Source organism: Kitasatospora sp. NPDC093679, assembly GCF_040683455.1.
Classification (GTDB): domain Bacteria; phylum Actinomycetota; class Actinomycetes; order Streptomycetales; family Streptomycetaceae; genus Kitasatospora; species Kitasatospora arboriphila.
In genome coordinates this window covers 1-21,025 of sequence record NZ_JBFBDW010000083.1, presented here as the reverse complement: position 1 = coordinate 21,025, position 21,025 = coordinate 1, and the positions used below count along the sequence as shown (strand labels likewise).

The 21,025-nt window shown below is 72.2% G+C and carries 22 protein-coding genes; 9 read left to right on the top strand and 13 right to left on the bottom strand.

From position 1 onward, the window contains the following. Positions 1 to 107 precede the first annotated feature (107 nt). The 4 genes from AB0O09_RS37040 to ftsH all read right to left on the bottom strand — a co-directional run bounded on the left by AB0O09_RS37040 (position 108) and on the right by ftsH (position 3,884). Positions 108 to 809: a pyridoxamine 5'-phosphate oxidase family protein gene (locus tag AB0O09_RS37040; RefSeq protein ID WP_363549786.1), complete on the bottom strand. Its 702-nt coding sequence runs from the start codon at positions 807 to 809 to the stop codon at positions 108 to 110. A gap of 42 nt (positions 810 to 851) precedes the next feature. Next, entirely contained in the window at positions 852 to 1,298 is a 447-nt protein-coding gene (locus tag AB0O09_RS37035) for a universal stress protein (protein ID WP_363549784.1), read from the bottom strand. 14 nt (positions 1,299 to 1,312) lie between these two features. Further along, entirely contained in the window at positions 1,313 to 1,594 is a 282-nt protein-coding gene (locus AB0O09_RS37030) for a dsRBD fold-containing protein (RefSeq protein WP_363549781.1), read from the bottom strand. Between the two features lie 313 nt (positions 1,595 to 1,907). Next, the gene (gene ftsH / locus AB0O09_RS37025; protein ID WP_363549778.1) at positions 1,908 to 3,884 is read right to left on the bottom strand and encodes an ATP-dependent zinc metalloprotease FtsH; all 1,977 of its coding nucleotides are present in this window, start codon (positions 3,882 to 3,884) and stop codon (positions 1,908 to 1,910) included. A 172-nt stretch (positions 3,885 to 4,056) separates the two neighbouring features. Between ftsH and AB0O09_RS37020 the strand changes: the two genes are divergently transcribed. Beyond that, a complete protein-coding gene (locus AB0O09_RS37020; RefSeq protein WP_363549776.1) occupies positions 4,057 to 4,827 on the top strand; it encodes a PspA/IM30 family protein in 771 nt (256 codons plus the stop codon). A 314-nt stretch (positions 4,828 to 5,141) separates the two neighbouring features. On the opposite strand, the gene AB0O09_RS37015 is transcribed toward AB0O09_RS37020, so the two are convergent. Next, positions 5,142 to 5,963, bottom strand: coding sequence for a universal stress protein (locus tag AB0O09_RS37015; protein WP_363549773.1), 822 nt, complete (start codon positions 5,961 to 5,963; stop codon positions 5,142 to 5,144). Positions 5,964 to 5,996: 33 nt separating this feature from the next. After that, on the bottom strand, positions 5,997 to 6,710 hold the full coding sequence (locus tag AB0O09_RS37010) for a CBS domain-containing protein (protein ID WP_363549770.1): 714 nt from the start codon (positions 6,708 to 6,710) through the stop codon (positions 5,997 to 5,999). A 552-nt stretch (positions 6,711 to 7,262) separates the two neighbouring features. Here AB0O09_RS37010 and AB0O09_RS37005 point away from each other — a divergent pair. Continuing rightward, complete coding sequence (locus AB0O09_RS37005; protein WP_363549768.1) at positions 7,263 to 7,562, top strand: DUF4193 domain-containing protein; 300 nt, start codon at positions 7,263 to 7,265, stop codon at positions 7,560 to 7,562. A 125-nt stretch (positions 7,563 to 7,687) separates the two neighbouring features. Here AB0O09_RS37005 and AB0O09_RS37000 read toward each other — a convergent pair whose 3' ends face one another. The 3 genes from AB0O09_RS37000 to AB0O09_RS36990 form a co-directional block, all read right to left on the bottom strand. Beyond that, a complete protein-coding gene (locus tag AB0O09_RS37000) occupies positions 7,688 to 9,163 on the bottom strand; it encodes an ArsR family transcriptional regulator (protein WP_363549766.1) in 1,476 nt (491 codons plus the stop codon). A gap of 318 nt (positions 9,164 to 9,481) precedes the next feature. After that, a complete protein-coding gene (locus tag AB0O09_RS36995; protein WP_363549764.1) occupies positions 9,482 to 9,964 on the bottom strand; it encodes a universal stress protein in 483 nt (160 codons plus the stop codon). Then, the gene (locus AB0O09_RS36990) at positions 9,961 to 10,863 is read right to left on the bottom strand and encodes a CBS domain-containing protein (protein ID WP_363549761.1); all 903 of its coding nucleotides are present in this window, start codon (positions 10,861 to 10,863) and stop codon (positions 9,961 to 9,963) included. The genes AB0O09_RS36995 and AB0O09_RS36990 overlap by 4 nt, the downstream gene beginning before the upstream one ends. 252 nt (positions 10,864 to 11,115) lie before the next feature. Between AB0O09_RS36990 and AB0O09_RS36985 the strand changes: the two genes are divergently transcribed. The 3 genes from AB0O09_RS36985 (at position 11,116) to AB0O09_RS36975 (ending at position 13,608) form a co-directional block, all read left to right on the top strand. Next, positions 11,116 to 11,256: a hypothetical protein gene (locus AB0O09_RS36985; protein WP_363549759.1), complete on the top strand. Its 141-nt coding sequence runs from the start codon at positions 11,116 to 11,118 to the stop codon at positions 11,254 to 11,256. Positions 11,257 to 11,961: 705 nt separating this feature from the next. Beyond that, the gene (locus AB0O09_RS36980; protein ID WP_363549757.1) at positions 11,962 to 12,384 is read left to right on the top strand and encodes an Hsp20/alpha crystallin family protein; all 423 of its coding nucleotides are present in this window, start codon (positions 11,962 to 11,964) and stop codon (positions 12,382 to 12,384) included. Positions 12,385 to 13,032: 648 nt separating this feature from the next. Beyond that, positions 13,033 to 13,608 carry an IS3 family transposase gene (locus AB0O09_RS36975; RefSeq protein WP_363549755.1) on the top strand — a complete coding sequence of 192 codons (576 nt, stop codon included), beginning with the start codon at positions 13,033 to 13,035 and terminating at the stop codon, positions 13,606 to 13,608. Between the two features lie 45 nt (positions 13,609 to 13,653). On the opposite strand, the gene AB0O09_RS36970 is transcribed toward AB0O09_RS36975, so the two are convergent. Together AB0O09_RS36970 and AB0O09_RS36965 are read right to left on the bottom strand one after the other, a co-directional pair. Next, positions 13,654 to 13,905, bottom strand: coding sequence for a DUF1918 domain-containing protein (locus tag AB0O09_RS36970; protein ID WP_363549753.1), 252 nt, complete (start codon positions 13,903 to 13,905; stop codon positions 13,654 to 13,656). 174 nt (positions 13,906 to 14,079) lie between these two features. Then, on the bottom strand, positions 14,080 to 14,646 hold the full coding sequence (locus tag AB0O09_RS36965; protein WP_363549751.1) for a flavodoxin domain-containing protein: 567 nt from the start codon (positions 14,644 to 14,646) through the stop codon (positions 14,080 to 14,082). 162 nt (positions 14,647 to 14,808) lie between these two features. Here AB0O09_RS36965 and AB0O09_RS36960 point away from each other — a divergent pair, with 162 nt between their 5' ends. Both AB0O09_RS36960 and AB0O09_RS36955 read left to right on the top strand, forming a co-directional pair. Beyond that, positions 14,809 to 15,330, top strand: a complete 522-nt coding sequence (locus AB0O09_RS36960; protein ID WP_363549748.1) for a flavodoxin domain-containing protein — start codon at positions 14,809 to 14,811, stop codon at positions 15,328 to 15,330. 48 nt (positions 15,331 to 15,378) lie between these two features. Continuing rightward, positions 15,379 to 16,017, top strand: coding sequence for a hypothetical protein (locus AB0O09_RS36955; RefSeq protein ID WP_363549746.1), 639 nt, complete (start codon positions 15,379 to 15,381; stop codon positions 16,015 to 16,017). A gap of 27 nt (positions 16,018 to 16,044) precedes the next feature. On the opposite strand, the gene AB0O09_RS36950 is transcribed toward AB0O09_RS36955, so the two are convergent. Both AB0O09_RS36950 and AB0O09_RS36945 read right to left on the bottom strand, forming a co-directional pair. Next, positions 16,045 to 18,432 carry a glycosyl hydrolase family 65 protein gene (locus AB0O09_RS36950; RefSeq protein ID WP_363549743.1) on the bottom strand — a complete coding sequence of 796 codons (2,388 nt, stop codon included), beginning with the start codon at positions 18,430 to 18,432 and terminating at the stop codon, positions 16,045 to 16,047. Positions 18,433 to 18,612: 180 nt separating this feature from the next. Further along, the gene (locus AB0O09_RS36945) at positions 18,613 to 19,149 is read right to left on the bottom strand and encodes a flavodoxin domain-containing protein (RefSeq protein WP_363549741.1); all 537 of its coding nucleotides are present in this window, start codon (positions 19,147 to 19,149) and stop codon (positions 18,613 to 18,615) included. Positions 19,150 to 19,793: 644 nt separating this feature from the next. Between AB0O09_RS36945 and AB0O09_RS36940 the strand changes: the two genes are divergently transcribed. Both AB0O09_RS36940 and AB0O09_RS36935 read left to right on the top strand, forming a co-directional pair. Continuing rightward, positions 19,794 to 20,312, top strand: coding sequence for a hypothetical protein (locus tag AB0O09_RS36940; protein ID WP_363549739.1), 519 nt, complete (start codon positions 19,794 to 19,796; stop codon positions 20,310 to 20,312). Positions 20,313 to 20,569: 257 nt separating this feature from the next. Beyond that, on the top strand, positions 20,570 to 21,025 hold a 456-nt coding region (locus AB0O09_RS36935; RefSeq protein ID WP_363549737.1), incomplete at its 3' end, for a class F sortase.

Below are 21,025 nucleotides of genomic sequence, written 5' to 3'. Positions count from 1 at the left end.
GCTGACGCCGGGGCGTGCGGGCGGCACCGCCGTCACCCCGACGGCGGTCCCGTTTCGCACGCCCCGGTGCCGCCCCTGGGCGTGTGCGGGCGGCACCGGTCACGGCCTCAACGGGCGGTCGCGGGGCCGTCGGTGCGGATGGACCGTCCCGTCACCGACGACGTCCGGATCCGGACGAAGACGTCGCGGCCCTCACCGACCCACGGATCGGGACGGCCCCGGTGCTTCAGATGCTCGACGACCCCAGGCTCGTCGAGCCGGACCGCGGTGCCCCTCAGCAGCACACTCCAGCCCGAGCTCAACGCCTCGTCGATGCGGTCCACCTCGAACGCCAGGGATGTGCCGGGCTCCGGGCACACACTGCTTCCCTCTGCCGTGCGGTAGACCACCGTTCCGTCCAACACCCGGAAGTTCACGGGCAGCGCCAGGGGACCGCTCCCGGTGGACAGCACCACCCTGCCGACCCCGCCGGGGGCGAGCTTCGCCCAGCACTCCGCCGGCGCCAGCTCCTCGACCACCGGCTCCGCGGCGGCTGCCCCACGCCCCGCGGGCACCTCGGTGCCGGCGCCGAGCAGTTCGCCGACCGAGGTGCCCAACACGCCAGCCAACCGGGTGAGGGGTGCCGAGCCCGGCACCGCGGCGGACGACTCCAGGTACTCCAGGTACTCCACGGCCATTCCGGCCCGCTCCGCCACCTCCTCGCGGCTGAGTCCCAGTCGCTCCCTGCACAGCGTCACGCGCCGTGCGATGTCACCCCGCTGCTCGGCCGGGGCTCCTGGCGTCCCGGTGCCGGTCGGCTGCCTGGGCATGGTTCGCTCCTTCTCCCTCGTCGAGGACACGGCCCGGCATGTCTAGCGGCCGCGCACGATCAGGACCGGGCACGGCGCGTGCTGCGCGCAGTGCTGCCCCACCGACCCGAGCAGTGCCCCGGTGAAGCCGCCGATTCCGCGGCTTCCCACCACCAGGAGGACCACGTCCTCCTCGCCGGCCGCCGACAGCAGCACCTGCGCGGGAGTGCCCCGGACGACCGCCGTGCTGATCTCGACCGCAGGCTCGGCGCCCGCCACCTTCTCCACGCTTTCCGCCAGCACCCTCGACGCAATGTCGTTCATCGCCTTCTCCCCGGAGGCGGGGACGTCCGCGCCCCACCCCGTGAACGGCGGCTCCCAGGCGATGACCGCCCGCACCACATCGCCGGTCAGCCCGGCCTGGAGGACCGCCCAGCGCAGGGCCCGCCGGGATTGCTCCGAGCCGTCCACGCCGACGACAATCGCCTGTCCTGACCGGTTGCTGGTCATGACTCCTCCTGGGATCAGCCGCTGGTGGCGGGCGTATTGGCCGCGGCGTCGTGCATGCCTGCGACCAGAAGCTGGTGTCCGAGCTCCATCAGGGCACGGCCGGCCGCGTACTCGTCGCCGATCTCGGGAACCGCGGCATCCTGTGGGCTGCGGTGGGCGCTGCTTCGGCTCTCCAGGACGTTGTCGCCGGTGTCGAGCACGCCGTGCGCAGTGGTCGTGTCCCCGTCCTCGAACAGATCGAGCTTGAGCGTCCAGGTCTTGACGTGCATGGGAGCCTGGGTCCGCTTTTCGGTCATCTCTCCGTCGCCTCCTCCGGCATGCGGCCGGGTGGGCGCATGACCCACCGTTCGGGTCGCTGGGCCTGCGCCCGTACCACCAGCGTCGGGCGGGGGACCGGCACGCCGCTGGGGCCGTTCGGCCCTGATCCTGCGGACGGACGGGCACGGGCCGCCTGCCCATGGCCGGATGCTCCGCAGCGCTTGCGGCGGAGGCCGGCCAGGGCCGCATCCAGGTCGGTGCCGGCCGATCGGGACGGTTGTGGGGCGTGCCGAGCAGACTTCCCGGCTGGGTGCCGGTGATGGCGGCGAGGGCGGGTCGGTGTGGCCGGCTTCACCGGGCCGGCCGTACGACAGCGTTCCTCGGCGTGTGTACGGGCTGCGGCTTCGGGGCCTGCTCTCCCGGCGGCACTGTTCCGGCGGCGATCGCGAGCACGACCGTGCCGTCCACCGTCTCCTCGGCGACGAGCAGCGCCGCCAGGTCGTCGAGCTGCCGGCGGTGTCCGCGCAACAGGCCGACGGCCCGCTTCTCCGCTCGGCGGAGCAGGCGGGCGACCTCTTCGTCGACCGTGCGCTGGGTCTGCTCGGAGTACGGTCGCTGCAGCCGCTCCTCCGGGCCGCCGCCGAGGTACTGGGCGGTACCGGCGGCGTATCCCACCGGGCCGAGTTCGGGCGAGAGGCCGAACTCGCGGACCATGCGGGTGGCGACCGCGGTGGCGTTGGCGAGGTCGTTGGCCGCACCGGTCGATCCCTCGCCGAAGACGAGCAGTTCCGCTGCCCGGCCGCCGAGCTGCACGGCCAGGAGGTCGTCCAGGTAGCCCTCGCTGTACAGGTGCCGCTCGGCCTCGGGGAGCTGCTCGGTCGATCCGAGCGTCATGCCGGCCGGGAGGATGGTCACCTTGGCCACGGGATCGGCGTGCTCGCACAGCGCGGCCATCAGGGCGTGCCCGGATTCGTGTACGGCGACCGCGTGCCGCTCCTCGGGGAGCAGCGCGTTGGAGGACTCCCGGCGCCCCAGCAGGACCCGGTCGCGCGCCGCATCGAGGTCGTGGGCCGTGATGACGGTGCGCTCCGCCCGTACGGCGTTGATCGCCGCCTCGTTCACCAGGTTGGCCAGGTCGGCGCCGGAGAAGCCGGGCGTGCCGCGCGCGATCCGGTCCAGGTCGACGTCCGCGGCGAGTGTCTTGCCCTGTACGTGGACGAGCAGGATTGCGGCCCGCTCCGCCTGGTTCGGCAGGGGCACGGTCACCTGGCGGTCGAAGCGCCCCGGTCGCAACAGCGCCGGATCGAGGGCGTCCGGGCGGTTGGTCGCGGCCAGGACGACGATTCCCGTGCCCTGGTCGAAGCCGTCCATCTCCGACAGCAACTGGTTCAGGGTCTGCTCGCGTTCGTCGTTGCCGCCGAGCCGCGCGCCGCTGCCGCGGCGTGCGCCGACGGCGTCGATCTCGTCGATGAAGATGATCGACGGCGCCCGCTTGCGGGCCTCCTCGAACAGGTCGCGGACCCGAGAAGCGCCGACACCGACGAACATTTCTACGAAGGCCGACCCGGTGACGGAAAGGAACGGGACCTCGGCCTCGCCCGCGACTGCCCGGGCCAGCAGTGTCTTGCCGGTGCCGGGAGGGCCGACCATGACCACGCCGCGGGGCCCTTTCGCGCCGGCGGCCGCGTACCGCTCGGGACTGCGCAGGAACTCGACGATCTCGCTGACCTCCTGTTTCACGCCCTCGTAGCCGGCAACGTCGGCGAACCGGGTGCTCGGCCGCTCGGCCTCGATGATTTTCGCCCGGGACCGTCCGACCGCACTGAGGCCGCCGGTCATCGCCTTCGACGCAGCGCGCCCCGACCAGAGGAGCAGCCCACCGAGGACGACGAGTGGCAGCAGGAAGAGCAGGGTGGTGAGAGCCGAGCCGCCGCCGGTCGCCGTCGCCGTGATGTCAACGTGCTGGGCCTGGAGCTGGCGCGTGAGGGCACTGCTGTCCAGAGCCGTCGGCATCCGGGTGGTGAACTTCGTGCCGTCCTTCAGGCTGCCGCTGATGGCGCCCTTGTCGGTGATCTCGATCTGCTTGACCTGGCCGGCGTCGACCTTGCCGGCGAAGTCGCTGTACGTGTACCGGGTGCCGGTTCCGGGCGTGCCGCGGGTCAGCAGGACGATCATCAGGAAGACGGTCACGGCAACCGGCAGGAGCCACCGTTGCCACCCGGACATCGGCGGACGCCCCGACGGCACCGGTGCGAGCGGATCGGGCGGCGGGCCCGGCTTGGCGCGGCCGGTCGCATGCCGGGCAGGGAAGCGGGCGCGTGCAATCATCTCGTGCCTCCGGCTTCCATGCTCGGCCCGGTGGTGCAGGGCAGCCAGGGCCGGTCGGTCCACCCGGCGGGGACATTCGGCAGCCTTCAGCAGCCCCGGGAGCGGACATACTGTGGTCAGAGGATCTCCCGAGAGAGTCAAGGCCCCACCGTCCGGCAGGGAGTGATCGAACATGCCCGGAGTCGGCGACCGAGTCGCGGAACTGTTCCGCATCAAGGCCAACCGTTTGCTGGACCGGGCCGAGGACCCGCGCGAGGTTCTCGACTTCGCCCACGCGCAGCAGCAGGACCTGGTTCACGAGGTGCGGCGCAGCCTCGTCGAGGTGGCGGCCGCCCGCAGCCGCGTGCAGGCGCAGACAGCCGCCCTGCGGCCGGCGGAGGCCGACCTGGAGGATCAGGCGCAACGGGCACTGGCGGAGGGGCACGAGGACGCGGCACGGGGCGTCCTGGCCAGACGGGCCGGCGTGCATGCCAGGCTGGCGGACCTCGAGGAACAGGAGCGGTTGCTGCAGGGCGAGGAGGACCGGATCGCCGCAGTGCTCCGCAGGCTGGAGTCGAAGGTGGCCGCCTTCGCAGTGCACAAGGAGGCGCTCAAGGCCGAATACACCAGGGCCGACGCCGAAGCGCGGGTCGCCGAAGCGGTGTCCGGGATCGGAGAGGAGATCGGCGACGTCAGCACTGCCGTCCGGCGGGTCCGGGACCGGACCGTGCAGCTGCAGGCCCGTTCGGCAGCCTTGGAACACCTGACGGCCTCCGGTCTCCTCACCGGGGACGAAGCCTGGCCGGACGAGACACGGATCGAGCTGGAGCGGCTCACCGCGGACGATGACGTAGAGGCGGAACTGCAGCGGCTGAAGGCGAGGACCCAACCAGCACGGTCCGGACCCGAGGCCTTGAGGTCACAGCCCAGACACGCGGAGTCCGGCGGAGAGTCGTCCGCGTGACCTGCCACGGCAGCAGGGAAGACCGCCCCGGACGTCAGAGGAGTGAGGATCCCCAGGCTCGTGGAACCATTTGCGGAGCCCGGGGCCGGCCGAGGTGGTCGCGGCCTCGTGCACTTCCTCGATGCGGCCCTCCTTCCGGGCCTCGACGGCCCCGACGTCCTCGGCGCCACCACGTGGAGACGGCGGCAGGCTTCTGAACCGGGATTCACCGGGCACTCCGGCACGGACAAAGCGGTCGCTCGCGGGATGCAGGCGTGGACCAGCCGCGGCGGCGCCGGGCCGACACCTGTCAGGCCCAGGTTGCCGGGCGTCGTTCAGGTGCCGGGGACGACGGCCACCGGGCAGGGCACCCGGTGGACGGCCGCGTGTGCGACGGGGCCGATACGTGGCGCCGGGCCACTGCGGTGTCCGCCGCGACCGACCACGACGAGCCGGGCCCGTTCGGTGCTCGCCGCCAGCGCGTGGGCGGGACTGTGCGGGACGGCCTGCTCCAGCACCCGGACCCCGGGGTGCTTCTCGCGCCACGGCAACAGTGCTGCGGCCAGCGCGTCGCGGTCCGCGGGCGTTGCGCTGCCCGCGTGCAGGGCGAGCAGCGGTGCGGCGTGGCGTTCCGCCGCGGCGAAGGCGAACCGCAGGACGTTGTCGTGTCCGGGCCGCAGACTCACACCGGCCACGACCGCGCCCGTGATTGCGGCTGCTTCTTCTGCTGTGGCCGCATCGGCCGGCGCGCGGACCAGCACCACCGGCACTTCGGAGTATGCGGCCGCGTGCAGGGCGACCGACCCGAGCAGGTGGCCGCGAACTGCCCCGAGTTCACGGGATCCGACCACCAGGAGTGCGGCCGCGCGCGCGGCGGGCAGCAGTTCGGCGGGGGACGCGGCAGGCACGAGCCGGGTCAGGACCAGGACATCCGGGTACTGCTCCCGCAATTCGCTCTCCATGCGCTGCAGCAGACGTTCGCCGGCGAGCGCCTGCTCGCCCTCTCGGGCGGTCTGCTGAGAGGTCATCGGCGGCAGGACCCACACGTGGAACAGGCGCAGGGGTACCCCACGGACCTGGGCCTCACGGGCCGCCCAGTGCGCGGCGGACCTGCTGCCAGGCGAGCCGTCGAGGCCGACGGCGATCTCCTCTTGCATGGTTCACTCCTGTCCGTGACCGCTGCCGTCCGTTCAGCGCTGCGCCGCGGGATGCGGGCCGCGGTCGGTTCGAACGGCGGGCGGTGCAGTGTCGGCGAGAGTGTCGTCGATGCGGTGGCCCAGTGTGTGGCGGACAGCGACCACCCCGTCCAGGGAGCGGCACATGCCCGCGATGACAGGGACGAGGCTCTTGCGTTCAACGGTGCCGCTCAGGGTGACCACGCCGTCGTCGACGGTCACCCGTACGGCGTTGGCGGGGAGCCACAGGGTGTTCAGCAAGACATCCCGTTCGATCTCCTCCCGGATGTCGTTGTCGGTCCTGAGGAAGGGGCTGAGCAGGTCGCTGCGGGAGACGATGCCGGTGAGCCGGCCCGAGGTGTCGACCACGGGCAGCCGCTTGAGTTTCCTACGGTGCATGAGCCGGGCTGTCTCGACCAGGCTCCAGCCGGCGCGCGCAGTGACGACCGGGCTCGACATCAAGGACTCGGCGGTCTCTCCTTCCACACGGTGATCGGCGTGTGGCAGGAGGCGGTGGGGACGTGGCTCGTCCTGGTCGGGCAGGGCGGCTTCCTCGCGGATCAGGTCGGCTTCGGAGACGATGCCGATCGGGCGGTAGCCGGCGTCCACGACGGGTACCGCGGCGATGGCGTTGCGGTGGAACAGCCCCACGATCTCCTTGAACGCGGTCTCGGGACGGACCGCGACGACATCGTGGGTCATGACGTCCTCGACAGTGCGGCGTTGCACGGTGCGCTCCTCTCCGGACAGGCCGGATGCCCGGCATTTTCGGACTGGTGCGACACCTCCAGTTTCGGCCCGACCGACGGCTTCCCGCCGGGGCCGGGCGGCCCGGTTCCGTTCGGAGAACGGCCCTGGTTGCTGGCCGGGGTCACCGCGCTTGTTGCCATAGCGAGACCCGTACCGAGGCGGCTACCGACTCCACCAGGGCGGAAGGGCCGCTCGGACCGCCTCGGTGAGGCCCTACCGGTACTACCGGTACTGGGCAGCCGAACCCCCGGAGACGAGGGCAGGAAGCAGAAAGCGAGATAGAGCCTGCTGCCCGAGGCCCGTCCGGCAACATTCCGCACAAAGACGCACGGGTACGGGTGCGTACCCGTGTCCTGGTGGCGAGTGGAAGGAACCTGTCCATGGCCGACGCCAACGTGCGGATCCCCGCCGAGGCCCGCGACCGCCTCGCCGAGATCGCCGCCGCCGAGCAAGCAGGGCCGGCCCTCCGCCGGCGGTAGGTGGAACACCCAGCCGGCGGGAAGCAGCCCCTGACGACGAGAAGGCACCGCCTTGGCAACCGACTATGACGCTCCTCGTGACCCCGGTGACGGCGGCAATGACGACAGCATCGAGGCGCTGAAGAGCCAGCGCGACGACAGACAGAATTCCCTGGTGGATGTCGACCCCGAGGCGGTCGAAGGCCTGGAGCTTCCGGGCGCCGACCTGTCCGGCGAGGAACTCACCGTGCAGGTCGTGCCCCTGCAGGAGGACGAGTTCACCTGCATGGCCTGCTTCCTCGTCCATCACCGCACCCAACTCGCCGGCACGGACAAGAACGGCCGGCCCGTCTGCCGTGACTGTGCTTCCTGACCGCCCCGGCCCCCGCCGTCTTGGGGGCGGACCGTCGGCCCGTGTCGCGGTACCGCAGCCGGACCGCCCGACCACGACGGCGGATCTTGCGACCTCAGTCGCGGGTGGACCGGTGGCGGTTCCGTCTACACCCCGTAGTAGAGGCGGTGAGGGTCGACGAGGATCAGCTCGCCCTGCTCCTCGGCGGCGCGCAGGTCCGGGCTGAATCCTGCGGCGCTGTACAGGGCGGGCCGGGTGCGGCTGACGTCCTCGCCGAGTTCCGCGAGTGCGGCCACCAGTTCCTGGAGTTCCCGCAGGTCGTGCAGGTCCAGGACGTCATGCCAGCTGGCGCGTCCGACCGACAGGAGGGGGCCCGGGCGGCCGCGGGCCTCGCCCCGGACCGCGACGTCGGCCCGCAGCGGCGCTCTCCCGGAGACCGGCGGGAGGATACCGGGCGAGACCGTGGCAGGGGCGGCACCGAAGGTGTCGACGGACCCGAAACCGGCGGCCCATTCGCGACAGACCCGGGCGAAGTGCTGTTCCAGGACGGTCGACTCGAAGGCCACCCGGGCGGTGCGCCACACCTCGGCGGCCTCCCTGCGTTCGAGTTCGCCGCGGTGCGGCCGGATGACGGCGTGGTCGAAGGCGAGCAGCGGCTCGGCGATGCAAAAGTGCGTCGCACCGGGGCGGAAGGCGTCCGGCACGGCCTGCACGAGGCCGCAGTCGCCGAGGCGGGTGAGGATGTGCGGGATCTCCGTGGCGGGGCGCGCCAGCCGGTCGGCGATGTCGCCCGGCGTCGAGTAGCCGTCGGCGAGGGCGGTCACGGTGGAGTGGGCCAAAGAGCGGTCCCAGCCGTCCGGTTCGACTTCGATCAGGTGCCCGGCCCGCCAGAACAGGGGCAGCCGGGGGTTGAGGACGGTTCGGCAGATCCAGGCGTCGAAGTCGTCGGCGTGCGCAGGGGTGTCCTCGCCGGCGGCGTCGTGGCGGAACACGGGGCTCGTTCCGACGACGGCGCTCAGGCGGAGGGCGAGCACGGGGTCCTGGACGTTCCACAGCCGGGCGCCCTGCCAGTGGTCGAGACGGGACACCTCGAGCCGGAAGTCGGCCCTCGCCGCTGCGCCGCCGGCCAGCCGGTTCATGACGGGCATGTCGCTGCCGCACAGCAGCACCCGGGCCCGGTTCGGCGTGCCGCTCTCGCGCAGTCGTCGGCAGGCGTCGTGGACGGCGGCCGGCAGGGCGGGGCTCTGGCGTACGAGCTCGGGGAAGCCGTCGAGGACGATCGGCAGCGGCCGGTCGGCCGCGAGGGCCAGCAGGGCCTCCAGGGCGTCCTGCCAGCCCTGCCAGTGGGGCACGGCGCTGGCGCCGGTGTGGTGGGCGAACCGGTCGGCGAGTCGGCGCAGGGATTCCGCCTCGGCCGCCTCCTGCGCTGCGAAGTGGAATCCGCCGGTGGCCCGGGCCAGCTCGTGGAGGAGGAAGGTCTTGCCCTGGCCGCGCGGTCCGGTGACCATGCCGACGGCCGGGCCCTGATGCGGGTCGGTCGCGAAGGCGGCGAGGGCTTCCCATTCGACCGCCCGGTCGAAGAGCGTCGCCGGTCGACCGACGGCGGTAGTGGCAGATCCCACGGTGGAGCCTTCCCTTACTCGTGAACCCTTTCCCCGGTTCGGCGGTGCCCGTCAGATCCAGTAGACGTCCGGGGCTTCGCCGCCGCTTCCCGGCCGGCGCGCCGCCCACCGCGGCCTGGCGTTCCGGTCAGCGGTGCGGTGTGCGGCCGAGCGGCGTACCGCAAAGACGGCATTGCGCTGGAACAGGCCGACGATCTCCTTGAAGGAGGTCTCGGGGCGCCAGGACGACGTCGTGGGTCATGACGTCCTCGGCGGTGCGGCGTTGCACGGTTGCTCCTCTTCCGACGGGCCGTGGCGGCGGGGCAGGAGACCGTCCGGTCAGGTGCCGTCGGCCGGTGCCGGGGGTACGACGACGACCGGGAGGTGGGCGTGGTGGACGACTTCGGTGCTGGTCGAGCCCAGGGCGAGCCGCCCCCATGCGCCCGAGCCGCGCGACCCGACGACGAGTAGGCTCGCGTCCTTGCTCGCGTCCAGCAGGACCTGGGCCGGGCGGCCGCGGGCGCAGTGGACCTCGACTTCCGCGGACGGCTCGCCGACCTGCCGGCACAGCTCCTCCACGGAGTTCGTCACGTCGCGGGTGACGATGTCGTGCAGGTGCGGAGGCGAGGAATCGCCGCCGCGCGGCCAGGTGCCGGGGCCCGTTTCGGCGTGAGGGCCGTACGCGCAGACGGCCCGCAGGGGTCCGCCGCGCAGGCGTGCCTCACGCAGCGCGAAGGCCATCGCCTGCCGGGCGGTGTCGGAACCGTCCGTGCCCACCACGACCGGGCCGGCAAGGGTCTCTCGGGGACTTCTTTCGTTCATGGTTCTCTCCGGTGTCGTGCGAGCGGCCCGCGCGGGGCGACAGGTCGCCGTGGCTGCGGAGGCCTCACGGGGCGTTCAAATGGTCGAAGACCTCCGCCACGTCGTCGATCTCGTGGATGAGTCCCACCAGGTGCGGGATGCGTTTGGGGTCCATGTGCCCGTGCAGTTCGACGACGCCGTTCGTGACGCTCACCTTGACCTGGCCCGGGGGGAAGGTGGAACGCGCCGGTGACGACCTGGGACTCGATCTCGCTGCGGATCTTCTCGTCGTCGCGCAGGAGGGCGCGCAGCAGGGCGCCGCGATCGACGATGCCCACCAGGTGGCCGCCCTGGTCGGTGACCGGCATGCGCTTGAGCCGCGAGCGCGCGGCGGTGAGGGCGGCGTCGGTCACGGGGGTGTCGGGGCTCACCGTGACGGCGGGTGCCGTCATCAGGTCTGCGGCCCGCTCGTCGCGGGCCCCCCTGCCTGAGTTGCTCCGATCGCCGGTCCCGGCTCCTTTCGGCCGGTGCGGGCAGGCGGCGGCACCGGCGAGGAGATCGGACTCGGACACGATCCCCATCACCCGGTCCTCGGCATCCACCACCGGCACCGCGGTGATCCTTTCCCGGGCCATCGGGCGGGCCAGTTCCAGGAACGGCAGGTCCGCCCGGACACCGAACACCGGCACGTCCATCACCTCGCGGACCCGAAGCGTCGTCGACGCACCTCGCGTATCGCCGTCGGCGACGGGCGCGGTGCCGGTGCGAGCCGCCGGCGTCCGGGACGCCGAGGTAGACACAACGGCGCCGAGATGGCGCAGCAGCATGCTCTGGCGATGCTGCTCCTGCGGACTCCCCGGTTTTCCGGGCTCGGAGCGGCGGGCCTGTGACCCGGCGGAGAAGTGTTCGTGCTCGCTCACGACGCCTCCTTGGCCGGACGGAGCGTTTCCTCCTCCAGTCTTCAACGCGTGCGGGCAACGAGCACGGGCCGGTCGGCCCCTTGCAAGGCGACAGACAGCCCTGTGCGCCGCGGTCGCCGGTGACCTGCGCCGCCGGGGAGAACCGCCGTGGCCTCCGAGCCGCTCACGTTCCGGGACGGGCCTTCCGTTCGGCCGGTCGTTCACGGACGATGGGGGACCTTTCGATTCGTGAAGCCAAGGAGGCGATCGATCATGGGTGAGCACGTGCACGTCCTGCTGTCCCGGGAGATGGGTGTCAGCACCGAGGGCGATCTCGTCGAACACCTCCGCTGCCGCTGCGGAGAGACCCGCACGAGGATCCATCCGGTGGACACCGGCGAACTCGAGCAGTAGGACGTCGACCGCACCGGAGACCGCACCGAGTGACGGGACTTTTTCCTGACGGGCGCTGTGGGGGCTGCCCCCCGGTCTGCCGGCAGACCGGGGGCAGGCCTGCCTCGAGTGCGTTGTGTTCCTTGCCCCGTCGCGGACTTCGTCGTGATTCGGCGGGGAGTATGCCCTTATGACTGCAGCGCACGGTTCGGTGCGCGGCCTTATGACTGCAGCGCACGGTTCGGTGCGCGGCGTGCCCGGGGCCGCCCGGGACCGCTCTCGAGCTCGTGGTGCGCGGGCGGGTGCCGTCGGCGACGGTGGAGCGGGCTCGCGGTGGTGGAATCTGCGGCTCGACATGCGCGGTCGCCGTGCTGTCGGTGCGATTGGAAATGGTGCAGACGCATGGAGGGCAGGCGCAGCCGTCCGCGATGGTGCGGGCGACCTTGGACATGGCCGGGAGGACGGTGCGGGTGCGCGCCGGAGTGGCGACAGTGGCCCAGGCCGTCGAGTTGCTGCACGGCAGCCTCGTGTACGGGCTCGACCGGTTGGGGCGCCGAACGGCGTGGCCCCACCCGCTGGCGCCGGGCCCGTAGCGGACGCGGTTCGAGATGGGCACGACGGTGCAGGTCGCCAGCTGCGCACCGTCGTGCCGTCGCGGTGCTGCCGGTGTGGCGGGACGATGGATGACAAGGGGTGGGGCTGGTCAGGTGTGTGAGGTGATGGGTGATGGCGGGCGAGTTGCTGCACCGGCGGCCGTCGTGGTGGCCGGCGTTCTCGGAGTGGTTCGAGGACTTCCCGATGGAGATGCGGGCGGGCACGGAGCCGCACGTGATCCGGGTGGAGGAGTGCGAGGAGGACGGCGCGTACGTGATCAGGGCGGAACTGCCCGGGATCGACCCCGACAAGGACGTCGAGATCACGGTCGAAGGCGGTGTACTCACCGTCCACGCGGAGCGCCGCGAGGAGAAGAAGGACAAGCAGCGCACCGAGTTCCGCTACGGTGCGTTCACCCGCAGCGTCCGGCTGCCGGAGAGCGCCGAGGAGCAGGAGATCACCGCCACCTACGACAACGGGATCCTGACGGTGAAGGCCCCGATGGGGCAGGTCGAACGGAATCCCCGGAAGATCGAGATCTCCAAGGGCGGCTGAACGAGCACCGCCTCAGCGTTGCGGGGTGACCCTATCGGGCTCGACCGCGGGGACCGGGCGAAGCCGCGTCGGTGGCGTCCGTTTCCGCCAGTGTGGACTCGAGCTGTCGCCGGACGTCCTCGGTGAGCCTGGCGAGCCGGTCGGACCATGTCGCCGTCGGGGGCTGTGGATCGGCGATGCGGCGCGCGGGCGCGGGTGGTGCGGCCAGGTCGGTTTCGAAGGCCGCCCGGGCCGCAGCCAGGGTGATCCGGTTACCGGTTCGGCGGCCACCTGTGCTTCCCCTCGTAGCGTGGAGTCGTGACCCGATAAGGGAGTTGGGGTGGGGAAGCGACGTACGTACGACGCCGAGTTCCGGACGGGGCGGTGCGGATCGTGCTGGAGACCGGGAAGTCGGGCGCGTAGGTGGCCCGGGACCTGGGAGTGCACGAGGCCACGCTGCAGAACTGGGTGCACGCCGCCCGGTGAGCCTCGGAGAGCGGGGTGGGGCCGGTGGAGGAGCCCGAGCGCGAGGAACTCGCGCGGCTGCGTGCGAAGGAGAAAAAAGCAGGCCGAGCGCATCGTCGAGCCGGAGATGGAACGTGATGTCCTCAAGCGCTGCATGGTCTTGTCGGTGAAGCAGCCGAAGCGGACCCGGCGGTGGTCGTCGGGATGATCGGTGATTGCAGGACCGAGGAGGACATCCCGCACACCGTGGCCTGCCGGGCACTCGGCGTCTCGACGGCCTGGTTCTGCAAGTGGCGCAGAAGACCCGAGAATCCGACGAAGCGCGAGGTCAGACGTGCCGCGCTGACCCGGGGGATCAAGGAGCTGTTCGAGGCGTCCGGCGGCACCTACGGCTCACCCAGAATCACGCTGGACCTATGGGCCGAGGGCCGGCAGGTCTCACGGAACACCGTCGCCGAGATCACGGCCGAGCACGGCCGGTACGGCCGCAAGCCGAAGAAGCGCAGGTCATTGACTGCTCCGGCGACCGGAGGAACCGTGAACCAGGCCCAGGCCGAGGAACTCGTCAAGGAGGTCCTCCTCGACATCGTGCCCGACGCGGACCTCACCGAGACGGACGCGCAGGCCGACCTCAGGCAGGAACTCGAACTCGACTCCATGGACTTCCTGACGCTGGTGGAACGGCTGTCCGCGCGAGCGGGCTGCCGGATCGACGAGGACGACTACCCGCGCATGGCCACGCTCGCCGGAAGCGCCTCCCTCCTGGCCGAACGCACCTGAGGGTGCCGCCGGACGCCGTCCCGGCCAGCGGAGGTGAGTGCAGCCTCAATCGGCCAAGGTGTGAAGCACGCCGCCGCGGCCGGCGGCCACCGGCATGCCCTGCTTGTGGTGCTCGAAGTGGTGCACCTGCGTGTCCGGACCGGGGAAGAACATCGACACCCGGCCGGTCTCCGACCAGCGCACGTCCCACGGCGGACTGCCGTTCGGATGGTGCAGCGCGACGACCTCACCGTCGCGGCGTGCGGCGCCCGGCCGGGTGGCGTTCACGATGACCCGATCTCCGATGTCGGCCTTCATGACGAGCCTCCGTCCACTGAACTGTCCCGGGCAGTCGGGACACGACCCCTGTCTTCAGAGCAACAGCCGCCGAGGGAACCCGGTAGGGCCGGGCGGGCCCCGCCGTGCAGGCCGAAGGGCCTCATCGGCTGCCGGCCCGGAACCGGCCCTCGGCCCGTCCCGAACCGACGCCGCTCAGCCCGCGTATCGACCGGAGATCCCGGCTGCGATCGCCGCGGCCCACCCATCGACCTCGTCCCAGTCGGTGTGCTCACCGTACCGGCCGCCCATCAGCCGGAAGACCAGTCGGCCGGTCGCCGGCCAGTGCACGGGTGCCACCGCACCCGCGAAGTCGTGCCGGCCGACGGGAGTGACCGCGGCCGACAAGGCGTCAGGGACCTCTGTGGCGGAGCGCGTCTTCAGCCGCCGCAGGCCCCGGGCCACCGGCGCCGGGAAGGCGCTGCTCCGTTCCCCGACCAGACTCACGTCGAACAGCCAGAGGGGTCGCCGGGCGAGGGCGTCGGCGTTCCGCCGGACGAATCCGACCGCCTCGGGCAGCCACCGGCCGCCGTGCACGGCGCTGCCCAGCACCGCAGCATCGCAGTCCGGAAGGTCAGTGGTCCGCTCCAGCGACCGGAGGACAGTGCGGTGGCCGTCCGTCTCCAGGCAACGGGCGATCCGCTCCGCGATCCGGCGCGTCGAACCGTGCGCACTCGCGTGACCGATGAAGACCAGCACGTCACCACTCCTGCTCTCGCTCACCCCCGGTTCCTCCATCTCACGCCCGTACGCCCCGCACCAGCAGGGACCGACCGGCCCCCGGGCGAGGCCACCAGGCCCTGTTGCCGCCACCGGGCCGGGGCGAAGCTGGGAGCACAAGCCGAATCGGGCCCATCGGGAGCCGATTGCGCGGGAGGCAATGCCATGACCCAGCAGCGCGTTCTCGTGGCCTACGGGACCAAGCACGGCGCCACGGCCGGCATCGCCGAGGAGATCGGCCGAGTGCTGGGGGCGGAGGGCTTCACCACCGAGGTCCGCCCGGCGGCCGAGGTCACCACCGTGGCGGGCTTCGACGCCGTGGTCCTCGGCAGCGCGCTCCACATGAACCGCTGGCAGCGCGACGCATTGCGCTGCGTGCACCGGCATGCCGACGAGCTGGCACGGCGGCCCGTCTGGCTGTTCAGCAGCGGGCCGGTCGACAGCTCCGCGGAGCAGTACGAGATCCCGGGTGGCCCAGGTGGCCGAGGAGATGGAGCGCCTGCACGCGCGAGGGCACGTGACCTTCGGCGGCAGCGTGACCGCCGAGACACCGGGTTCGTGGCCCGCAGCATGGTCAGGCACGACAAAGGCGGTGACTTCCGCAGCCCCGAGCAGATCGGGCGCTGGGCCCGGCAGGTCGGCGCCGACCTGTGGGTCCTCGAGGGCCGCGGCTGCATCGGCAGCTGACGGCCCCGTCGCGGCGGCAGTCACCGCAGCAGACCGAGGAGGCGTGCCATGCCCGCCGCATTCACCTCGCCCCGCCGGTCCCGGCCGGGTCACCCGCTCCGGTGTCATCTGCGCCGGGCTGCCGGCCTCGACCACAACCCGCTCTGCCGCAGGGCCGACCGGGCCCGGAGCCGCCTGGTCGTCACCGCCGTCCTGCTGGCCGTGCTCTCCGTCGCCGCTGCCCTGGCCACCGCGCAGGTGCTGCTGCACGACATGCGGGCCGAGGCGCAGCGCACGGCCGCGCACCGCCACCAGGTCACGGCCACGACCCTGGCGGCCGCCACCGACACCTCCGGGCAACCACTGGGTACGGCGCAGACCCGGGCCACCTGGACGGTGGCCGGGGACAGTAGGACGGGCACCGTGAAGGTGCTCAGCGGCACGCCGCAGGGCGCGCAGGTGCCGCTGTGGGTGGACGACGCGGGTGCTCCTACCGAGGCGCCCCTCGGGGAGAGTCAGATGGCTGTGTCGGCGGCGAGCTACGGCCTCATCACGTTGGCCGGTGCGGGCACCGTCTTCGGGGTGGTGCTGGTCCTGTGTCGCGGTGTCCTCGACCGCCGGGCGGCGGCCGAGTGGGAGGACGACTGGGAGCTTGTCGAGCCGTTCTGGTCCGGCCGGACGGGCCGTCCTGGCACTGGGGAGCGCTGACCCGGCCGCAGGCCAGGGGAGGGATCCTTACAGGAAGAATGTCCGGTGCTCGCCCGGCCGGACCGTGGCGGTCGAGCCGCGCAGCCGGACCCGGATCGGTTCCTGGTGGCCCGCGGGCAGCGAGACGGCCACCGTGCGCCGGTCGACCGCCACGGTCACCCCCCAGTGGCCGCGGTAGCGCAGGTCCAGCTCCAGGCGTCCCAGTGCGGAGGGCAGCCGCGGGTCGAGCCAGAGCGCGTCCTCGCGGATCTCCAGGCCGGTGTAGCAGCGCTGCAGCAGGTCCACGGTGCCGGCCATCGCGCCGAGGTGGATGCCCTCGGCGGTGGTGCCGCCCTGCACGTCCTCGCGGTCGGCGGCCAGTGCGTCGCGGAAGAACCGCCAGGAGGCCCGGCGGTTCGAGCGGGTGAGCACCCAGGCGTGCACCACCGCGCTGAGCGTCGAGCCGTGCACGGTGCGCGGCAGGTAGTGGCGGACGGTGCGGCGCAGCAGCTCCTCCCCGGCCCGGTAGCCGAGCCGGCGCAGCAGGCCGCGCAGCTCGTGGTCCGAGAAGAGGTAGGAGAGCATCAGGGCGTCGGCCTGCTTGGAGGCCTTGTAGCGGTTGACGGTGTCGCCCTCCGCTTCCAGGATCCGGTCGAGGCGCCGCAGGTCGGGGTAGCGGCGGCGGTAGCGTTCCCAGTCGAGCTCGGCGAGGCGTTCGTAGCCCTCGAACTGGCTGATGACGCCGTCGTGGAAGGGCACGTGCAGACGTCGGCCGACCTCCTGCCAGCGGTCAAGTTCGCCGCGGTCGAGGGCGAGGCGTTCCAGCAGTTCGTCGCGCCGGTAGCCGGGCAGTGCGTCGAGGGCGTCCAGGCCGCGGGCCAGCACCCAGGAGGCGAGCACGTTGGTGTACGCGTTGTCGTCCAGGCCGGGCCGGTCGGCCCACGGGTAGGCGTCGTGGTACTCGTCCGGGCCGAGCACGCCGCGGATCGAGTACCGCTCGCGGGCCGGGTTCCACTCGGCGGCCGAGGACCAGAACCGGGCGATCTCCAGGAGCATCTCGGCGCCGGTGTCGGCGAGGAAGTCGAGGTCGCCGGTGGCCTGGTAGTACTGCCAGACGTTGTAGGCGACGGCCGAGCCGACGTGCCGCTGCAAGTGGCTGTGGTCGGGCAGCCAGCGGCCGGACATCGGGTTGAGGTGCAGTTGCTGGGACTCCTCGCGGCCCTCGCTCGCGCTCTGCCAGGGGTACATCGCGCCGCGCAGTCCGGCCTCGCGGGCGGCGCTGCGGGCCGCGCCGAGCCGCCGGTGCCGGTAGTCGAGCACGGCCCGGGCGAGTTCCGGGAAGCGCAGGTCGAGCAGTTGGAGGACGAAGAGCTCGTCCCAGAAGACGTGGCCGCGGTAGGCCTCGCCGTGCAGCCCGCGGGCCGGGATGCCGACGTCCAAGTCCACGGAGTGCTCGGAGTAGGTCTGCAGCAGGTGGAACAGGTGCAGGCGGAACGTGCCGATCCCGTCGAAGTCGGCCTCGATCCGGCAGCGGCGCCACAACTCGGCCCAGCGCAGCGCGTGGTCCGACAGCAGCTGCTCGAAGTCCCCGGCGGAGGCCGCGAGAAAGGCCGCCGACCGCTGCGGTGCGCCGACGGCGGGGTCGTGGCTGGTGTACACCGCGACCGTCTTCTCCACGGTGACGGGCACGCCCCGCTCTGCGTCGACGGTGAGGATCTGCGCCGCCCGGCCGGGTTCGGTGTGCACGGCGGTGACGGCGGGGACGGGGGTGCCGGCCCGGTGGACGCGGGTGCGGGCGGCGAGGGCGATGCGGTGCGGGGTGTTGACGGTGGCGACCTGCAACAGGAGCAGGCCGTTCTCGTCAGACCTCTGCTCCACCGGGTGGAGGTGGTGCTTGGTCAGGCCGTGGTAGCGGGCCACGCCGGAGTTGGTGACGGTGCCGTCCAGCGCCGAGCGGACCTCCAGCGGCCCGGACCAGTTCTCCGGCAGCAGTTCGGTCTCCAGGGCGACCAGGTGCGGCTGGGCCTGGCTGGCGATCCTTCGCTGGACGAGCCGGGTCCGCCGGCCCTCGCCGTCCTCCACCAGGGCGTGCCGGGTCAGGACACCCCGGCGCAGGTCGAGCACCAGGCGCTGGGTCGCGGGCGGGCCGGTGAACCAGGCGCCGCCGATCGGCCGGAAGGTGAGCGGCAGCCAGTTGGGGCAGTTGACCAGGTCCTCGTTCTCGACCTGCCGCCCGCCGACGGCGGTGGCCGTGCGGTCGTAGCAGCCGGCCAGGTACGTGCCCGGGTAGTGGACCCCGTCGGCGGTGGACTCCGGTGCGGCGCCGCGGGTGACCAGGTAGCCGTTCCCCACCGCGCAGAGCGTCTCGCGCACGCCCTCCGCGGCCGGGTCGAAGCCCTCGTACGCGAGCTGCCAGTCCTCCGCAGGGCGGCCCATGTAAGCACCTCCTGCCTGCACCGACACCCGGGCGCCACGCTATGTCGCTGCCCAGGTGTCTGCATGCGGGCGTCCACTCCTCACGGGGGCCTGGATGCTGCAGGCGAGTGCCCTCTCCGCCGGTGAGGCGTCTACGAGAGGGAAGCGTTGGTGTGTCGGGAGGTGGTCGTCGCCGGGTTGTCAGAGCAATCCGGCCCCCCAGGTCCTGGCTCGGTCGAGTTCGCCTGCCCGGAGCGGGCCTTCGGTGTCCTCGACGATGAAGCCCTCGGGCTCGGCCAGCACGTCGTAGTGGTGGTGGGACAGTCGGCGGGCGATTCCCTCTGCGGCACCGCCGCTCAGGCGGAAGTCCGCTCGGGTGTCGAAGGCAGCGGCGTGCGTGCCGCTCTCGGTGTCAGGTAGGCCGTGGAACCATGCTCGAAGACCCGGGCTCTCGTCCGGTTCGGCGGTGGCCGCCAGGGCCCCGCTCTCCCGGGCGCTCTTCTGGGCCTGCGTGCCATGGGCCAGCCTGCGGCTGAGCCCGGAGGACATCCCGTGCATGTGGGTCGGTCCGCCGACCACCAGCAGGTCCGCGGACCGGGTCGCGTCGGCGGTGGCTTCGGATACCGTCAGACAATCGACCTGTGCGTCCGGTGCGGCCTCGCGGACACCCTCGGCGATTGCCTGGGCGACCTGCCGGGTGTTGCCGTACATGCTTTCGTAGACGATCACTGTGTGCATGGCTCGGGTTCCTCGTCGTCCGTCCTGATGCGTGCCGCGCGTAGTGACCGGGGCGCCAGGTGTCGTACTCATGAACACGGCGGTCTCCGGTGCGGCTCGGCTCGATCACATATCTCCATGTTCGGGCAGGTGTACGGCGGCTCGGGAGGGCCGACTGGACCCGTTGGGGCGGGCCGTGCGGGTCCTTGTGCCGCGAGGCGCCCTGGCGGACCGGGCCACGGGGTCGGTCGGCCCCATCGGTCCTTCACGGGGCCGAGGGAGGTGGCCTGACGCGGAAGTCAGCCGATTGTCAGCCGAAGGGCACCACCGCGAGCGGCTGCGGGTGTGGCGAACCGCAGCCCGCGTGACCGGCCTCTTTCCGCTGCCGAATGGACTGCGCCAGGCACACCGTGCGGTAGTCGGCTGGGAGTCGGGCCCGACCGCGCGCCTGACGTACGGCCCGAGGACCTGTTCGGCCGAGGTCGGGTCGGTCTCCGGGGCTCGGCGCGTTGGAGGGTTGAGCAGATCGGGTGATAGGTCGGTCTGCTGACCTGGTGAATCCCCGAGGGCGCCCGTTTTGTAGTCATATAAGCGCACTGATACGGGGATGGTCGTGCACCGGACGGCGGAGAGACCGCCGGTCCTGTGATGTACGAGGAGCACCGATGTCAGTTCGGATCAGCAGGGCGGCCTGCGCGGCCGCGGCAGTCTCGACCGGGATACTCGTCGTGACGGCCACGTTCGCGGGCCCCGCGTACGCGGACGGTTCGTCCTCCCCCTTCTCGGGCCGCACCGAGGGCGGCAGTCTCGTGGTCAAGAGCGGGGACATCGTCGCCTGCGAAGGCGTCGGCAAGGTCGTGGTGGCCATCACCGAGGGCGGCAAGATCCTCAGCACCGACGGCCCCGGCACGACGTTCACCACGCCGGCCGGCGCGCGGTTCGAGACCCTGGCCGACAAGTCGGTGAAGGTGAGTTTCCAGGGGGCCCATGCGGTGGTCAGTTGCCCCGCGGACCAGGTCCCCACCACCACCGCGTTCGTGCCGAAGTCCTCGCTGGCCGGCACCGGCGGTTCGGTGACCGGGGTGAACACCGCCGCCACCGCGGCCGGTGGCGCTCTGGTCGCGGTCGGACTGGCGGGCGGCGCCGTGGTGCTGCGCCGCCGTTCGGCCGGCAGCAGGGCGTGACGCGAAGGATCCGGCAACGGTCCGGCCGGCGTGCGCTGCCCGGTGGGGCGCCGTCGGCCGGTCGGACGGGGCGCGGGCGGCTCGGGACGTGCGTCGCGCTCATCGTCGCGGCGGTCGCCGTCGGCAGCGGTGCCGGTCTGATCCACACCGGCACCCGGACCTCGGCTCCGCCGCGGCCGGCCGCGGCGGACGCCTGGCCGAGCGCGTCGCCCGGCCCGTCCCAGGACCCGGCCGGGGCCGTACCCGCGGCGGTCGGGATGGGGTTCTCGAAGCCGGTCCGCATCCGCATCCCGAGGATCGGCGTCGACGCGCCGGTCACCGAGGTCGACGTGGATGCGGCCGGGAACCTGCCGGCGCCGTCGGCGGACGACCGCAACCTCGCCGGCTGGTACCGGCAGAGCGCGACCCCGGGCACCGTCGGGAACGCGGTCATCGACGGCCACGTGGACACGGCCAAGGGCCCGGCCGTCTTCTACAACCTGAGCACTCTGCACCGGAGCGACACCATCGACATCGTCCGGGCCGACCGGAGCACTGCGGAGTTCACCGTCGACGCCGTCGAGGTCTACCCGAAGGACGCCGTGCCCGGCGATCAGGTGTACGGCGACGCGGACCGGGCCCAACTACGCCTGATCACCTGCGGTGGTGCCTACACCAAGAGCACCGGTTACCAGGGAAGCGTGGTGGTCTTCGCCCACTTCAGCAGGGCGGTG

What these genes read in the sequence shown, in the direction of transcription:
- AB0O09_RS37040 (WP_363549786.1), bottom strand. Translation starts at nt 809, where the DNA reads ATGCCCAGGCAGCCGACCGGCACCGGGACGCCAGGAGCCCCGGCCGAG.
- AB0O09_RS37035 (WP_363549784.1), bottom strand. Translation starts at nt 1,298, where the DNA reads ATGACCAGCAACCGGTCAGGACAGGCGATTGTCGTCGGCGTGGACGGC.
- AB0O09_RS37030 (WP_363549781.1), bottom strand. Translation starts at nt 1,594, where the DNA reads ATGACCGAAAAGCGGACCCAGGCTCCCATGCACGTCAAGACCTGGACG.
- ftsH (WP_363549778.1), bottom strand. Translation starts at nt 3,884, where the DNA reads ATGATTGCACGCGCCCGCTTCCCTGCCCGGCATGCGACCGGCCGCGCC.
- AB0O09_RS37020 (WP_363549776.1), top strand. Translation starts at nt 4,057, where the DNA reads ATGCCCGGAGTCGGCGACCGAGTCGCGGAACTGTTCCGCATCAAGGCC.
- AB0O09_RS37015 (WP_363549773.1), bottom strand. Translation starts at nt 5,963, where the DNA reads ATGCAAGAGGAGATCGCCGTCGGCCTCGACGGCTCGCCTGGCAGCAGG.
- AB0O09_RS36995 (WP_363549764.1), bottom strand. Translation starts at nt 9,964, where the DNA reads ATGAACGAAAGAAGTCCCCGAGAGACCCTTGCCGGCCCGGTCGTGGTG.
- AB0O09_RS36985 (WP_363549759.1), top strand. Translation starts at nt 11,116, where the DNA reads ATGGGTGAGCACGTGCACGTCCTGCTGTCCCGGGAGATGGGTGTCAGC.
- AB0O09_RS36980 (WP_363549757.1), top strand. Translation starts at nt 11,962, where the DNA reads ATGGCGGGCGAGTTGCTGCACCGGCGGCCGTCGTGGTGGCCGGCGTTC.
- AB0O09_RS36975 (WP_363549755.1), top strand. Translation starts at nt 13,033, where the DNA reads ATGATCGGTGATTGCAGGACCGAGGAGGACATCCCGCACACCGTGGCC.
- AB0O09_RS36970 (WP_363549753.1), bottom strand. Translation starts at nt 13,905, where the DNA reads ATGAAGGCCGACATCGGAGATCGGGTCATCGTGAACGCCACCCGGCCG.
- AB0O09_RS36960 (WP_363549748.1), top strand. Translation starts at nt 14,809, where the DNA reads ATGACCCAGCAGCGCGTTCTCGTGGCCTACGGGACCAAGCACGGCGCC.
- AB0O09_RS36955 (WP_363549746.1), top strand. Translation starts at nt 15,379, where the DNA reads ATGCCCGCCGCATTCACCTCGCCCCGCCGGTCCCGGCCGGGTCACCCG.
- AB0O09_RS36950 (WP_363549743.1), bottom strand. Translation starts at nt 18,432, where the DNA reads ATGGGCCGCCCTGCGGAGGACTGGCAGCTCGCGTACGAGGGCTTCGAC.
- AB0O09_RS36945 (WP_363549741.1), bottom strand. Translation starts at nt 19,149, where the DNA reads ATGCACACAGTGATCGTCTACGAAAGCATGTACGGCAACACCCGGCAG.
- AB0O09_RS36940 (WP_363549739.1), top strand. Translation starts at nt 19,794, where the DNA reads ATGTCAGTTCGGATCAGCAGGGCGGCCTGCGCGGCCGCGGCAGTCTCG.